We start from the raw sequence: 13,997 nt of genomic DNA on the forward strand, positions 1-13,997 counted from the left end.
TCCTCAGGCTTCTATTAGATCTACTGTCTCTTCTAAACGTACGGACACCAGTTTAGAGACTCCCGATTCCTGCATCGTCACTCCATAGAGGACGTCGGACTCTTCCATTGTTCCTTTGCGGTGGGTGATCACAATAAACTGGGTTTGCTGACTGAATTCCTTTAAGAAGCGGGCAAACCGGTCCACGTTTGCTTCGTCGAGTGCGGCTTCCACCTCATCAAGCACACAGAATGGAACAGGCCGGACTCTCAGGATGGAAAACAGAAGAGCAATCGCTGTTAAGGCGCGTTCTCCTCCGGAAAGCAGGCTTAAGTTTTGCAGCTTCTTACCAGGAGGCTGTGCGACAATATCAACACCCGTTTCAAGAAGATTATCAGGATCGGTTAACTTAAGATCGGCAATTCCTCCACCAAACAGATCTTTAAAGACGTCGCCAAATTCATTGCGGATCTTCGTAAACGTATCCTCAAACCGCCGCTTCATTTCATGGTCCATCTCATTAATAATAGAATGCAGCGTTTCTTTCGCTTCAAGCAGATCAGACTGCTGACCTGTTAAGAAGTCGTAGCGCTCGACGATCCTGTCATACTCTTCAATCGCTCCAAGGTTTACCGTTCCGAGCTCTTCAATGGCCCGCTTGATTAGTTTAACTTGAGTGGAAGCCTGATCTTTGTTCTCTACACGCTCATAATCATGTTTTGCTTTTTCAAAAGTAATCACGTATTCCTCTTGCAAGTAAGTAAGCATATTTTCAAGCTCTACATCAAGACGGTTCGTTTTCACTTCTTTTTGCTGAATATCCGTCACATAATTTTGGTGAACCCGGCTTAGTTCTTTAAGCTCTCTTTCTTCCTGCTGCACCGTTTCTGCAAGTTCATTTCTTTCTGTGCGGCGGTCGTTGATATGGCCTGCCGCTGTTTCCTTCCGTTTTCTTGTTAAAGAAATTTGTTCATCGACTTCTTCCTCTGTCTGATTGGAATCGGCGACTTCGATGAGCTGCTGATAGGAATGTTGATTATTCTCAAGCTGTTCTTTCGCATGAGCAAGTTCACTTTGCAGACGCTGGGTTTTCTCCTGCTGATTCGCCACCCCTGATTCCTGTTCTGCAAACTGAATCTGCAGTTTTTGATGCTGATCTCTTAAATCAGCTTCATCCTTCTGCTGACGCCCTTTGGCAGCCGTAAGCTCATCGATCTTCTGCTGTACCTTCTCAAGCTCAATCGTAAGTTCCTTCAATTCCTTATCAAGGCTTTGCAGCCGATGGTCAATCTGTTCTTTATCCGTGACATACTGAGACTGATCCTGGTCATACATAACGAGCTGATCGTTTAAGTGATCGATCTTTACCTTCAGTTCTCGTTTGTTGGATTGTGTTTCATATTCAGTATTTTTCAACTCATTGACACGGTTCTGGAGCTGCTGGATCTCAACCGCCTGATCAGAAACCGTTGTTTTGAGACCTTTCACCTTTTCCTCAACATCTTTGGCTTTCTTATCGAACTCATTGATCTTATCAGTCAGTTCCTGCAGTTCTTTCTCGCGGGTAAACAGCGACTGATTGGACTTTTTCTGGGCCCCGCCTGACATCGAGCCGCCAGGGTTCACGACGTCGCCTTCTAACGTAACGATGCGGTATTTACGGTTTAAGATTCGGGCAATTTTATTGGCTGCCTCCAAATCCTCAGCAATCACAATATGGCCGAGCAGGTGTTTAATTGCGGCTGAGAATGGTTCGTCATAATTAATTAGGTCAGCTGCGACACCAATATATCCTGCTTCGCCATATAGGGAAGACAGCGCCTGTCCATGGATAGAGCGAGGCTGAATGGTAGCAAGGGGGAGGAAAGTGGCTCTCCCTTTGTTATGCTTCTTCAGCCAGTGAATGGCCTGACGCCCGGCCTGCTCATCTTTAACGATGACGTGCTGGGCCTGGGCTCCAAGCGCTGTTTCGATTGCGGTCAGCAAGTTGGACGGGATATCAATGACCTCAAGCACTGCACCTTCGACACCGGTAACTGCCGATTTTTCTCTTGCTTTCAAAATTTCCCTTACACCGTGGAAGTAGCCTGAATAATCTTCCTTCAGCTCTTCCAGCATTTCTTTTTTCGATCTCATTTTTTCTAAATACTGATAGCCTTGATACAGCTTCTGCTGCCATTCCTCATAAGAACGCTCATTTTCTTCACTGCTCTCTTGAAGGGCAGCAAGCTGCTGTTCAAGCTCACGCCTCTGACTCGACTCTTTTTCAAGCTGGGCGGTCAATGTTGTAAGGGCTTGTTCCTGCTTCGTTCTTTCTTCATCTAAAGCCTGGAACTTGCCTTGCTGAAGCCCTTTTTTATTATTGAGCTGGATCAGCTGCTGCTCAAGCGTCTGCTTTTCATTACGCTTGGCGGCTTGAGCATTGAGCAGATCGATGTATTCACTTTTGTAATCCTCGATTTGGTCCTCAATGTCTTCAGGCCCCTGCTTTAATGCTTCATTAGTCTGCTTCATGCTTTTTTTCGTAGCTTTACGCTTTTGAAGAAGGTCTTTCAGCTTCTCGTTTTCTGCAGCAGCCGTTTCTCCCAAGCTTTTGACTTGAGCACTTAAGACTTCATATTCGGCTTCAAGTTTTGTTTTATTTTCGGCAAAATGCTTATGACGTTCTTTCATGAGCTCTTTTTTACCTTCGAGGCTTTCAAGTTCCTGAGTGAGTGATAATAACGTTTCCTGAAGGTCTTCGAGCGATTCATCAAGTGCAGTCATATGATCACGCTTTTGCTCAATAGCCGTTTCTTTCGTTCGAATGTTCGATTTTAATTCGGCTTCTTTTTCTTTAACTAACTCCAGCTGCTGTAAGAGGTCCTGCCATTCATCATGCACATCTTCAATTTGAGTGATTAGTAAAGAGATCTCGATTTGTTTGAGATCTTCTTTCTTTTCTAAATAGTCTTTAGCTACTGAGGCCTGTTCACGTAAAGGCTCAAGCTGGCCATTGATTTCGTGAATGATATCTTCTACACGGTTTAAGTTTTCCTGTGTTTCAAAAAGCTTTGATTCTGCTTTCTTTTTTCGCTGCTTATATTTTAGGACACCTGCAGCCTCTTCAAAGATCGAACGTCTTTCTTCAGCTTTGGAGCTTAAAATCTCTTCTACTTTCCCCTGGCTTATTATCGAGAAGGCTTCCCGGCCGAGTCCGGAATCCATAAATAAATCTACGATATCTTTTAATCGGCATGATTGGTTGTTTATGTAGAATTCACTTTCCCCGGACCGAAACACTCTTCTCGTCACACTTACCTCTTCATAATCAAGTGGAAGAATCTGATCAGTGTTGTTTAAGGTAAGCGTAACTTCTGCCATATTCAAAGGCTTTCTTGATTCACTTCCTGCGAAAATGATATCTTCCATCTTCGCACCTCTTAAGGAACGGGCGGACTGTTCGCCTAATACCCATCGAATCGCATCGGTTATATTACTTTTTCCGCTCCCGTTTGGCCCTACTACTGAAGTAACTCCTGAAACGAAATCAACGGAAATTCGTTCAGCAAATGATTTAAATCCTACGGTTTCTAGTCGTTTGAGGAACATATTCATCCTCCTGTTAAAATTACAAATCTACTGCTCTAACTTGTCTATTTTACCACATTTCCCCCTGCTCCGATAGTTATGAAAGTGATCACAAATCAGGCAATGACAGGAGAAGGGGTTTCAAAAATATTAAAAATAATTTATCATATGTAAACATAACGGGAAATACGAAGGAGGAAAACTGTGAGTCTTCAAGAAGCTACCCAAGATAACCTAAACTATATCATTGACGATATGGCTGAACGCCTTCAAGTCGTTAACCGCTCTATCATGGACCCTGAAGATTATGACTTGAACAAATACGATGAGATTAAATCTCTGCATGAAGTCATTCAAATGAAAGGCCAATTGAGCGTTTCTGAAATTCAAGCCTTCGTTCAGGAATTAGGAAACTATCGCAAACAGTCCTGACTAAAAAGACCGTACAGATGCCCTTCATCTGCACGGTCTTTTTAAATGGCTCCCTGATTGAGCAATGCCTGTTGAGCTGCTTTCTGCTCAGCTTCTTTCTTCGTCCGCCCGATTCCGACTCCTACCGTTTCTTCTTGTACCATCACGTGGGCAATAAATTCACGGCTGTGAGCAGGCCCTCTTTCTTCCACAATCTGGTATTCAATTCTGCTGTTGCGGTCTCTTTGAATAAATTCCTGCAGCTGACTTTTAAAATCCATCGCATGAGAAAAAGCACCACTCTTAATCTTAGGATAAACGTACTTGTGTAGGAATTTGACCACTTCATCGAAGCCTTTGTCTAAATAGACAGCCCCAATGAAAGCTTCAAAGACATCTGCCAAGAGAGCCGGGCGGTTACGTCCGCCTGTCATCTCTTCCCCTTTTCCTAATAGAATGAGATCCTGGAAATTCAGGTCATTGGCAAACTTGACGAGTGAGATTTCACAAACGATGGAAGCTCTGTACTTCGTCAGTTCCCCTTCTGTCATTTCCGGAAATTCTCTATAAAGGAATTGAGAAACTCCCAGTTCAAGCACGGCATCCCCTAGGAACTCCAGCCGCTCGTTGTCTTCACGATCGGTCTTACGATGCTCATTCACATAGGATGAATGGGTAAAAGCTTGCTCCAGCAACGAAACATCATTAAATTTTATATTTACTTTGTTTTGGAAACTGGAAAAATCCTCCATAATTCACCGTGTCCTTTTCGATTTAATCTTTAAATATAGGAAAGGCTGCCTGCAAATTACAGACAGCATTTCAAGTTTACGACTGGCTGTTTATGTAATTAACAGCGTCGCCAACTGTATTAATGTTTTCAGCTTCTTCATCAGAAATTTCCATATCAAACTCGTCCTCAAGCTCCATTACTAGTTCAACAACGTCAAGAGAATCTGCTTCTAGGTCTTCTTTGAAGGAAGCTTCCATTGTTACTTTAGACTCGTCTGCATCTAGACGGTCCACAATGATTTGTTTAACGCGATCAAATGTATCTGCCATAGGAACTTCACCTCCCTTCAATAATTATAGTAAATTTCCACAGGGAAAACTAGACTATTTTTACATCACCATGCCGCCATCGACATGAATGGTCTGCCCTGTAATATATTCTGCATCCTCAGATGCCAAGAAACGGACAACACGGGCGATGTCTTTTCCTTCTCCTAATCTTCCAAGCGGAATCATGGAAAGCATCTGCTCGCGCTGCTCATCGGTAAGCTGATCGGTCATGTCTGTCGTAATATACCCAGGTGCGACGGCATTAACCGTAATATTTCTGGAAGCCAATTCTTTCGCATTGGATTTGGTCAGCCCGATGACGCCCGCTTTAGCAGCGACATAGTTCGCCTGTCCTGGATTTCCAGATACGCCTACGATAGAAGAAATGTTGATAATGCGGCCATATTTCTGTTTCATCATCTGGCGGGTGACGCCTTTTGTGCAGACGAAAACCCCTTTTAGATTCGTATCGATAACATCATCAAATTCTTCTTCTTTCATTCTCATTAAGAGGTTATCTCTCGTAATCCCCGCATTATTTACTAAAATGTCGAGACGGCCAAATTGGTCAACGACTTCTTTTACCATGCGCTTAACGTCATCGGCATTAGAAACATTGGCCTGGATTTTAATCGCTTCGCCGCCGTTTTCTTTAATTTCCTGCACGACAGCTTCTGCTTTATCTTCACTTCCTGCGTAATTGACAGCGACTTTTGCACCTTTTGCTCCAAGCTCAACCGCAATTGCCCGTCCGATTCCGCGGGAAGCACCTGTAACAAGAGCTACTTGATCATTCAGCATTATTTTTCCTCCTTATACCATTCTATAAAGCTTTGCAGAGATTCAGGGTCTTGAACCGAGAATGTTTTTAAGCGGCGGTTCACCTTTTTAACCAGTCCGCTTAAGACTTTTCCCTGTCCCACTTCGACGATTGCATCTAAATCCGCTTCCGCAAACCGATCAAGAATCTCGTGGAACCTTACTGGGGAATAAAGCTGCTCCACAAGCAGTTTCTCAATTTTCTCTGCCTGCTGAACTGGTTCAGCTGTTACGTTCGCGTAAACGGGAATAGAAGCATCCTCAATATCTACACTGTCCAGTTTAAAGGAGAACTGCTCACTTGCCGGAGCCATTAAACGAGAGTGAAAAGGACCGCTGACGTTTAAGGGAAGCACGCGTTTGGCTCCAGCTTCTTTTAACTGCTCAGAAGCTTTCTCAACTCCAGGGGCTGTTCCTGAGATGACAATCTGCCCTGGGCAGTTGATATTTGCCAAGTCTACCGGCTCTTCATCTCCTATATCGTTTAAAACGGCTTGAATGTCTTCCTGCTTCATACCTAAGACGGCAGCCATTGCGCCTTTTCCTGTCGGGTAAGCTTCTTCCATTAATTTCCCACGTTCATGGACAAGCTTAACAGCGTCAATAGTACTTAGAGAACCAGCGGCTACAAGAGCACTGTACTCACCAAGGCTGTGGCCTGCAGTCATTTGCGGCTCAATGCCTTCTTTATTAAGCACTTCTGTTATCGCAGCACTGTTTAAAAGCAGGGCTGGCTGTGCATTTTCGGTTTTTGTTAATTTTTCCGAAGGTCCTTCAAACATAAGCGAGGTTAAAGAATAACCTAACGCTTCGTCTGCTTCTGTAAAAAGTTCCTGCACTTCAGGATAATGCTCGTGCATTTTCTGTCCCATTCCTACTTCCTGGGAACCCTGACCCGGATAGATAAAAGCTACTTTTTTCATACTTCTCCTCCTGTACGTTCGAACTCTTGTAAAGCTGTTTTTATAGTTGGAGTCACATCTTTTTCAATCATGTGGCACGCCTGGCGGATGGCATTATATACTGCACGGTCATTCGATGACCCGTGAGCTTTAATAACAGGGGCGGCTAATCCAAACAGGCCGGCGCCGCCGTATTCAGAATAATCGAGTTTATCCTTTAGGCCTCTTAGATCATTCTTTACTAAGCCGGCAGCCAATTTTGTCTTAAAGCTGGACAAAAACGTCTGCTTGATCATGGAAAACATCGTCAAAGCTGTGCCTTCGAGCGTTTTCAACGCGACATTGCCTGTAAATCCATCGGTCACTACAACATCAGCAACACCTTGAAGCAGATCGCGCGCCTCCACATTGCCGACGAAATTGATTGGTGCATCAGATAATAAGGAGAAAGCTTTTTTCGTTAGCTCACTTCCCTTTCCATCCTCTGTCCCAACATTTAATAACCCGACGCGGGGATTTTTCACGTCTCGCACTTTTTCAGAGTAAATAGATCCGATGATCCCATACTGAAGAAGGTGCTGCGGTTTCGCATCTACATTAGCTCCAACATCGAGCATTAAAAAGCCTCTGCCGTCTTCCGTTGGCAGTGTCGGACTTAACGCCGGACGTTCTACACCTTCTAATCGGCCGACCCCAAACAGCCCGACACTCATTAATGCACCTGTATTCCCTGCAGAAATACAGCCATCAGCCCGGCCTTCCTTAACTTCTTTCGCCATTAAAACCATCGAAGCCTGTTTCTTGCGGCGTACAGCTCTGACCGGCTCGTCTTCAGACGTGATCATTTCAGTTGTATGTATGACGGAAATATTGTTCTGCCCCTGTAAAAAGGGGGTGATTTTACTTTCATCACCAATCAGCGTAATTTCCAGTTTATTTATCGACGAAACAGCCTGAACTGCTCCCTTAACAATAGCTTCAGGAGCATGATCTCCTCCCATAGCATCAATAGCTATTCTCATGAGTTATTCCTCTCCTTTGGATCATTTTCACGGTACATTTTAAATGATCCAGCAAATACTTCTTCATTATCAACATAACTATGGACGTCCACGATTGTCCGCCCTTTATCATCTTCACCTTTAACAGCAGCTTTAGCAACCACCCGCTCTCCTCGTTTAACTGGGCGGGTGAATTTAATCGTTGATCCTGCAGTCAATGCAAGATCTTCATCAATTACGGCCACTGCCAATGAATTCGCCTGTGCAAAAAGATGATGGCCTCTCGCAATGTTGTTTCTCGAAAATACATGCTCGGCCTTAATATCGAGAATGGAAATGGCTCTTTTATCGAGCTCTAAATCGACGACTTCTCCAATAACTTCTTCAATAGGCAAAGCTTTCACGGTTTCATTCCACTCGTGAGTCGCTACTGACTTAATTCGTTCGCGCAGCTCAGGAATCGCCAGCTCCATTCGATCTAGACGGATCGTCTGAATACTAACCCCAAACTGCTTCGCCAGCTCCTCATCTGTAATAAAAGGAGTAGACTCAATCGTTTCCTTCAATTCACTTTGCCGCTGCTTCTTTGTGAGCTTCATGATTTTCCCACCGTTCATCCGTCATTCCTAAAGGATTATGACTAGGTACTAATAGTAATATATAATACCTTTTTCTATAACGCAAGAGATGACTTTTAGAGAGGAAGGCATAACCGATAGTATTTGTATGGTTCTCTGTTTATCTGCGGTTGAACACCTCGCTGGCAGACAGCCTTGTTATTCAATAAAAAATAGCAGGATAACCTGCTATTTTTAATCTGCCAGTAACCTTTCTAAGGCTCCAGGAGCGATGACCACTCGCTTTTATAAGCGGATGAACGTCCGAGCATCCGCGCGAAAAACCATGCTCGGGTCGTCCAAAGAATTATCTTTATCGTTCACAGCCTGCAAAATACATGAAGTTTCTCTACAGGCTGACTAGTCGAGTACTTTTCCTGCTATATTCTCATCTTCTTCAATAAGATGAAGAATTTCACGGAACCTTTCGTCCTGGTAGAGGAGATCATTTGAAATAATCTCAGCAGCATCCTGCCTCGCTGTTTCAAGTGCCCGGTAGTCATGCACCATATCTCCAACCTTAAACTCAGGCATCCCGCTCTGTTTTCTTCCAAAAAAGTCTCCCGGACCGCGAAGTTTTAAGTCCTGTTCGGAAAGCTCAAAACCATCTGTCGTCTCTGTCATAATCCTCATTCTTTCTTTTCCTACTTCATTTTTTGGATCAGCAAGTAAAACACAGTAGCTCTGTTCAGCTCCACGTCCGACCCGCCCCCGAAGCTGGTGAAGCTGGGAGAGCCCGAAGCGTTCTGCATCATGAACAACCATCAGCGTAGCATTCGGAACATTAACCCCTACTTCTACAACTGTGGTCGATACGAGAATTTGAATTTCATTTGCAGCAAACTGCTTCATCACTTCTTCTTTTTCTTCGTTTCCCAGCCTGCCATGCATGAGGCCGACAGTTATGTGAGGTTCATAGATTTCTGCCAGCTTATGATATAAGTCAATCGCATCCTGGACTTCCAGCTGTTCGGATTCTTCGATCAGCGGGCAGATCACATAAGCCTGGTGACCTTTTTGTATTTCTTTCTGAATAAAAGACAAGACACGATCTGTCAATTCACCTTTTACCCAGTAGGTTTCCACAGGTTTTCTTCCTGCCGGCATCTCGTCAATAACCGAAACATCCATGTCGCCAAAAGCCGTAATCGCTAGTGTCCTAGGTATAGGTGTAGCTGTCATAAATAATACATCCGGATGAAGGCCTTTATCCCGTAAAGACCGGCGCTGATTCACACCAAATCGGTGCTGCTCATCAACGATGACAAAGCCAAGGTCACTGAACTCTACGTCATCCTGGATTAAAGCGTGTGTACCGATTATAATATCTACGTGATGATTCTTAATCTGCTCAAGTATTTCTTTCCGTTTTTTACCTTTAACCGAGCCTGTTAATAGCACAATTTTTGCCCTGTCTTTAAATAAACTGGTCAATGACTCATAATGCTGTTCGGCTAAAATTTCAGTCGGAACCATTAAGGCACCCTGCTTTCCAGCTGTGATTGAAGCGTATAGGGAGATCGCAGCGACAGCCGTTTTACCAGACCCTACATCCCCTTGAAGTAAACGATTCATCCGGTATGGGCTTTTCATATCTTTTAAAATTCCGGCAAGCGAGCGCTTCTGCGCGCCTGTCAGCTCAAACGGAAACGACTGGACAAAGTCTGTCAGCGTGTCATTATTATATTGCTGCGCATTGCCTGAAGTCGCTTCCCTTTGCAGCTTTCTCAAAAGCTGCATTTTCAGCTGGAAAAGAAGAAACTCTTCGTAGATAAAGCGGCGTTTTGCATGCTTAAGCATCACCCGGCTTTCCGGGTAGTGCATTTGACGTAGTGCCTGCCTGCGGGCTGGTAACTTGTAGCTAAGCACATAATCCTCCGGTAGAATTTCATTAATATCCTCTAAATATTCATCAATCGCTGCTTTAATGACCTTTCTCAGTGTAACTAGAGTAACACTTTCCTTTAATGTGTAAACCGGCTGGATCGGCTCCTGGCTTTTTGCCGAGCCTTTTTTAAATTGACTGACGGTAATCTGCAGGCGGTGCTGATCCCATTTCCCAGTAACCGTTACCGTTTCGCCTGCGTTCAGCTGCTTCTTCGCAAATGCACGGTTGAACATAACGGCTTTTACGGCAAAATTTTCGACCTGCAGGTTCATCGTTAACCGTGATTTCTTTTTCCCATAAAACTGAACGACCGGATCGGCAATCAGCTGCCCTTCAATTGTCGCTTTCTCATCATGAGCGAGCTCTGTCAATGGTTTTACTTCATAAGAATCATAGCGATATGGAAAATAGAACAAGAGGTCTTCAACCGTGAACAGGCCCAGCTCATTGAGGTGGGCCGCCAGTTTCTCGCCGATTCCTTTTACTTCTGTAATAGGGAGTTGTAACCGGCTGTCCATTATTTCTTCACGGCAATTCCGTAAATTTTCTCTTCAAGCTTTTTCCCTGTAGGAGTGGCCGCCAGCCCTCCTTGAGCAGTCTCCCTAAACGCTGAAGGCATTCGCTGCCCCACTTTAAACATCGCATCGATGACTTCATCACATGGAATACGGCTTGTTACACCTGCTAACGCCATATCAGCAGCAACTACGGCGTTGGACGCTCCCATCGCATTTCTTTTTACGCAAGGAACTTCAACTAAACCAGCAACCGGGTCGCAGATAAGACCGAGCATATTTTTAAGCGTAATTGCCATCGCTTCCGCTGATTGAGCAGGGGTACCTCCTGCCATTTCTACGATCGCTGCTGCAGCCATTCCTGCTGCGGATCCCACCTCTGCCTGACAGCCACCTGCTGCTCCGGAAATCGAAGCATTGTTCGCCACTACGAATCCAAAAGCACCGGATGTAAATAAATAGCGAACCATCTGCTCACGTGTAGGATTCAAGCGATTTTTGACAGCAAATAACGTGCCGGGTACACAGCCTGCACTTCCCGCTGTTGGTGTAGCACAAATTGTGCCCATCGCAGCGTTCACTTCATTTGTGGCAACAGCTTTACTTACCGCATCCATTAAAAGCTGGCCGGATAACGGTTCATGATCCTTCATATACTGCTGGATTAATACCGCATCACCGCCTGTTAATCCACTGTGCGATTTCACACCTTTTAAGCCATCCTCTACGGCTCTTTCCATAACCTCGAGGTTACGTTCCATCTGTTTAAATATTTGTTCTCTAGTTACTTGTTTAACTTCCATTTCCTGACGTATCATCACTTCTGAAATGGGAATATTTTCTTTTTCAGCAATGCCAACTAATTCGGCAACATTTTTAAACATATAATTCCCTCCTGCTGGTTAATCAGAAATTCGAGCTACCTGGGTGATATGATCAGCAAGCTCTAATTCATTCAATACGGAGTCATCTATATTTTGATCCACTTCAATAACCATTAAGGCCTGTTCCCCCTGTGCTTTTCTCGACACTTCCATACGGCCGATATTAATTTGATGACGGGCTAATATCGCTGTGGCTGAAGCAATCGCGCCATAGCGGTCGTTATGAATTAATAAAATAGCCGGGTGACTTCCTGAAAGTCTTAACTCAAAACCATTCAGCTCGGTTATTTCCGCTTTTCCTCCGCCGATTGAAATACCGACAAGCTCTAATTTATCTTTATCATCGCCAATGACGATTCGCGCTGTGTTCGGATGATCGGTTTGTGCCTCTTCTTCGTAAAAAGAAATTTCCATGCCATTGGCTTTCGCCTGCTCTAAAGAAGTACTGATTCTCGTATCATCTGTATCATAATCCAATAAGCCGCCGACAATTGCAACGTCAGTGCCATGTCCTTTATAGGTCTGGGCAAAAGAACCATATAAATGGATATGAGCATATTTAGGCTCCCTGCCAAACAAGTGGCGTGCGGCTCGTCCAATTCGGGCAGCTCCTGCCGTATGTGAACTTGAAGGTCCGATCATAACCGGGCCTATTATATCGAAGACTGATCTGTATTTCATATTTTGCACCATCCTAGGAAAGCTTGTAGTCATCGCAAAGTAAACGCTTTCTTCACTTAGTTATTTCCCTCATATATTCTAACACATTTCGCAAAAAATACCTCAATTATTATAGCCATATTGATTCTAAGGGATTTTACGAGTAAAATAAACCTTTGTGGGTTAGAACGTCTAACCGGGTGGGAGAGGGATAATTTCATAGAGGAGAAGACGATGCTTACTAAGCACAATTCTCAACACAGCCTGAGTAAGGATCTGCTTGCTGGACTGATAGGTTATTTTACAACCGTTTATATCGTCGCTGTAAACAGCCAGATCTTGAAGGATGCAGGGCTTCCCTTAGAGAACGGGATGGTTGCTACGATCCTTGCCAGTGCTGTCGGTTGTTTGATCATGGCTCTTTATGCAAACGCCCCTATGGTACTTATACCAGGAATGGGGGTTAACGCGCTTTTTGCCTACTCCATCGTGGAAGGCAAAGGAATGGATTTTCAGGAAGGCTTAGGAGTCGTTACAATCGCTGCTGTTCTTTTTCTTATTACAGCATTTACGAAGCTTGGCGACTGGCTGAAACATGCTATTCCAGATTCGCTTAAACATGCCATTACCGTAGGTCTCGGGATGTTTCTGACACTGATCGGGCTTGAAAAAGGCGGGCTTGTTGTCAGAGGAGAGCATTCTCTAATTACGTTAGGGAATCCATCCTCAGCGATCGTCATTACGAGCTTGCTCACTTTATTTGCCGCCGTTTTTCTTTTTGCGAAAAATGTGCCTGGAAACTTCCTGATCACAATGATCATCGGAACAATCATCGCTCACTTTACCGGTCTTCTTGAAGGACCAGGCAAGGGAATTACTTTGAGCGAGCAGGAATGGGTATTTGTTCCATCATTTTCAGGAATCGGCGAGCTGGGTTTCTGGATGGCTGTTTTTCCACTAGCTATCGTGCTCATTTTTGAAAATATGGGCTTAATTCACGGCCAGCTGGATATGCTTAAACAAGAAAGCAAGTACAAGAAATCCTACCAGGCTTCTGCTTTCTCAGCACTATCCTGTGGATTTTTCGGGACCTCTCCTACGGTTTCTTCTGCTGAAAGTGCAGCGGTGATTGCGTCTGAAGGAAAAACCGGAAGAGCCAGCCTGCTAATGGCTGTCTTATTCCTGGGGACCATTTTCCTCACTCCATGGATTTCCATGGTTCCTTCCACTGCTATCAGCCCGATCCTTATTATTGTGGGCGCCCTGATGGTGCAGAACATTAAGGAAATCCCGCTCGATCAGCTTTCAGAAGCCATGCCCGCTTTCCTTATTATTGTGATGATTCCATTCACTTATTCGATTGCAGATGGAATGGCCTTTGGCTTTATCGCCTACCCGGTCGTTAAATTCGCGTTAGGGAAACAAAGAGAACTTACAACACCCGTTGTACTAATCGCTATGGTCTTTCTCGTTGAACTTATCATCCGATCCATTGGTCATTAGTAAAAAGCTGTCGAGGAAAACCTCGACAGTCTTATTTATTATTATGATTTTGGGCAATTATAATGGAGAAGAATCTACAGGCAAGGCAGAGGGAGAGAAGATAGAAAATACCCCTGCGGAAAAAACGGGCGATCCGAGACCCCATAGAGCGGTATTCGCTCGAGGAAGGCTAAGGCGTTCGTCCGC

General features: G+C 44.4%; 12 protein-coding genes. 2 read left to right on the forward strand and 10 right to left on the reverse strand.

What is annotated here, in order from left to right; all coding sequences use genetic code 11:
* Positions 1-3 precede the first annotated feature (3 nt).
* The gene (gene smc, locus HUS26_RS07190; RefSeq protein ID WP_173916509.1) at positions 4-3,570 is read right to left on the reverse strand and encodes a chromosome segregation protein SMC; all 3,567 of its coding nucleotides are present in this window, start codon (positions 3,568-3,570) and stop codon (positions 4-6) included.
* Positions 3,571-3,753: 183 nt separating this feature from the next.
* Here smc and HUS26_RS07195 point away from each other — a divergent pair, with 183 nt between their 5' ends.
* Positions 3,754-3,981, forward strand: a complete 228-nt coding sequence (locus HUS26_RS07195) for a DUF1128 domain-containing protein (protein WP_173916510.1) — start codon at positions 3,754-3,756, stop codon at positions 3,979-3,981.
* Positions 3,982-4,022: 41 nt separating this feature from the next.
* Here the strand turns inward: HUS26_RS07195 and rnc are convergent, their stop codons facing one another.
* The 9 genes from rnc to sdaAB all read right to left on the reverse strand — a co-directional run bounded on the left by rnc (position 4,023) and on the right by sdaAB (position 12,329).
* A complete protein-coding gene (gene rnc, locus HUS26_RS07200) occupies positions 4,023-4,712 on the reverse strand; it encodes a ribonuclease III (RefSeq protein WP_173916511.1) in 690 nt (229 codons plus the stop codon).
* A gap of 76 nt (positions 4,713-4,788) precedes the next feature.
* On the reverse strand, positions 4,789-5,022 hold the full coding sequence (acpP, locus tag HUS26_RS07205; protein WP_173916512.1) for an acyl carrier protein: 234 nt from the start codon (positions 5,020-5,022) through the stop codon (positions 4,789-4,791).
* 60 nt (positions 5,023-5,082) lie between these two features.
* Complete coding sequence (fabG, locus tag HUS26_RS07210; RefSeq protein WP_173916513.1) at positions 5,083-5,823, reverse strand: 3-oxoacyl-[acyl-carrier-protein] reductase; 741 nt, start codon at positions 5,821-5,823, stop codon at positions 5,083-5,085.
* Positions 5,823-6,764, reverse strand: coding sequence for an ACP S-malonyltransferase (gene fabD / locus HUS26_RS07215; RefSeq protein WP_173916514.1), 942 nt, complete (start codon positions 6,762-6,764; stop codon positions 5,823-5,825). The genes fabG and fabD overlap by 1 nt, the downstream gene beginning before the upstream one ends.
* Positions 6,761-7,765, reverse strand: a complete 1,005-nt coding sequence (plsX, locus tag HUS26_RS07220; RefSeq protein ID WP_173916515.1) for a phosphate acyltransferase PlsX — start codon at positions 7,763-7,765, stop codon at positions 6,761-6,763. The genes fabD and plsX overlap by 4 nt, the downstream gene beginning before the upstream one ends.
* Complete coding sequence (gene fapR, locus HUS26_RS07225; protein ID WP_173916516.1) at positions 7,762-8,343, reverse strand: transcription factor FapR; 582 nt, start codon at positions 8,341-8,343, stop codon at positions 7,762-7,764. The genes plsX and fapR overlap by 4 nt, the downstream gene beginning before the upstream one ends.
* A 378-nt stretch (positions 8,344-8,721) precedes the next feature.
* Positions 8,722-10,767, reverse strand: a complete 2,046-nt coding sequence (gene recG, locus HUS26_RS07230) for an ATP-dependent DNA helicase RecG (RefSeq protein ID WP_173916517.1) — start codon at positions 10,765-10,767, stop codon at positions 8,722-8,724.
* On the reverse strand, positions 10,767-11,648 hold the full coding sequence (gene sdaAA, locus HUS26_RS07235; RefSeq protein WP_173916518.1) for an L-serine ammonia-lyase, iron-sulfur-dependent, subunit alpha: 882 nt from the start codon (positions 11,646-11,648) through the stop codon (positions 10,767-10,769). The genes recG and sdaAA overlap by 1 nt, the downstream gene beginning before the upstream one ends.
* An 18-nt stretch (positions 11,649-11,666) precedes the next feature.
* The gene (gene sdaAB / locus HUS26_RS07240) at positions 11,667-12,329 is read right to left on the reverse strand and encodes an L-serine ammonia-lyase, iron-sulfur-dependent subunit beta (RefSeq protein WP_173916519.1); all 663 of its coding nucleotides are present in this window, start codon (positions 12,327-12,329) and stop codon (positions 11,667-11,669) included.
* A 213-nt stretch (positions 12,330-12,542) separates the two neighbouring features.
* On the opposite strand from sdaAB, the gene HUS26_RS07245 reads away from it, so the two are divergent.
* A complete protein-coding gene (locus tag HUS26_RS07245) occupies positions 12,543-13,811 on the forward strand; it encodes an NCS2 family permease (RefSeq protein WP_173916520.1) in 1,269 nt (422 codons plus the stop codon).
* The last annotated feature ends 186 nt before the right edge of the window (positions 13,812-13,997 follow it).

This window comes from Halobacillus sp. Marseille-Q1614, assembly GCF_902809865.1.
Taxonomy (GTDB): Bacteria; Bacillota; Bacilli; order Bacillales; family Halobacillaceae; genus Halobacillus_A.

Bases quoted from the DNA above. Each gene is read 5' to 3' on its own strand.
- smc (WP_173916509.1), bottom strand. From the start codon at position 3,570: ATGTTCCTCAAACGACTAGAAACCGTAGGATTTAAATCATTTGCTGAA.
- rnc (WP_173916511.1), bottom strand. From the start codon at position 4,712: ATGGAGGATTTTTCCAGTTTCCAAAACAAAGTAAATATAAAATTTAAT.
- acpP (WP_173916512.1), bottom strand. From the start codon at position 5,022: ATGGCAGATACATTTGATCGCGTTAAACAAATCATTGTGGACCGTCTA.
- fabG (WP_173916513.1), bottom strand. From the start codon at position 5,823: ATGCTGAATGATCAAGTAGCTCTTGTTACAGGTGCTTCCCGCGGAATC.
- fabD (WP_173916514.1), bottom strand. From the start codon at position 6,764: ATGAAAAAAGTAGCTTTTATCTATCCGGGTCAGGGTTCCCAGGAAGTA.
- plsX (WP_173916515.1), bottom strand. From the start codon at position 7,765: ATGAGAATAGCTATTGATGCTATGGGAGGAGATCATGCTCCTGAAGCT.
- fapR (WP_173916516.1), bottom strand. From the start codon at position 8,343: ATGAAGCTCACAAAGAAGCAGCGGCAAAGTGAATTGAAGGAAACGATT.
- recG (WP_173916517.1), bottom strand. From the start codon at position 10,767: ATGGACAGCCGGTTACAACTCCCTATTACAGAAGTAAAAGGAATCGGC.
- sdaAA (WP_173916518.1), bottom strand. From the start codon at position 11,648: ATGTTTAAAAATGTTGCCGAATTAGTTGGCATTGCTGAAAAAGAAAAT.
- sdaAB (WP_173916519.1), bottom strand. From the start codon at position 12,329: ATGAAATACAGATCAGTCTTCGATATAATAGGCCCGGTTATGATCGGA.
- HUS26_RS07245 (WP_173916520.1), top strand. From the start codon at position 12,543: ATGCTTACTAAGCACAATTCTCAACACAGCCTGAGTAAGGATCTGCTT.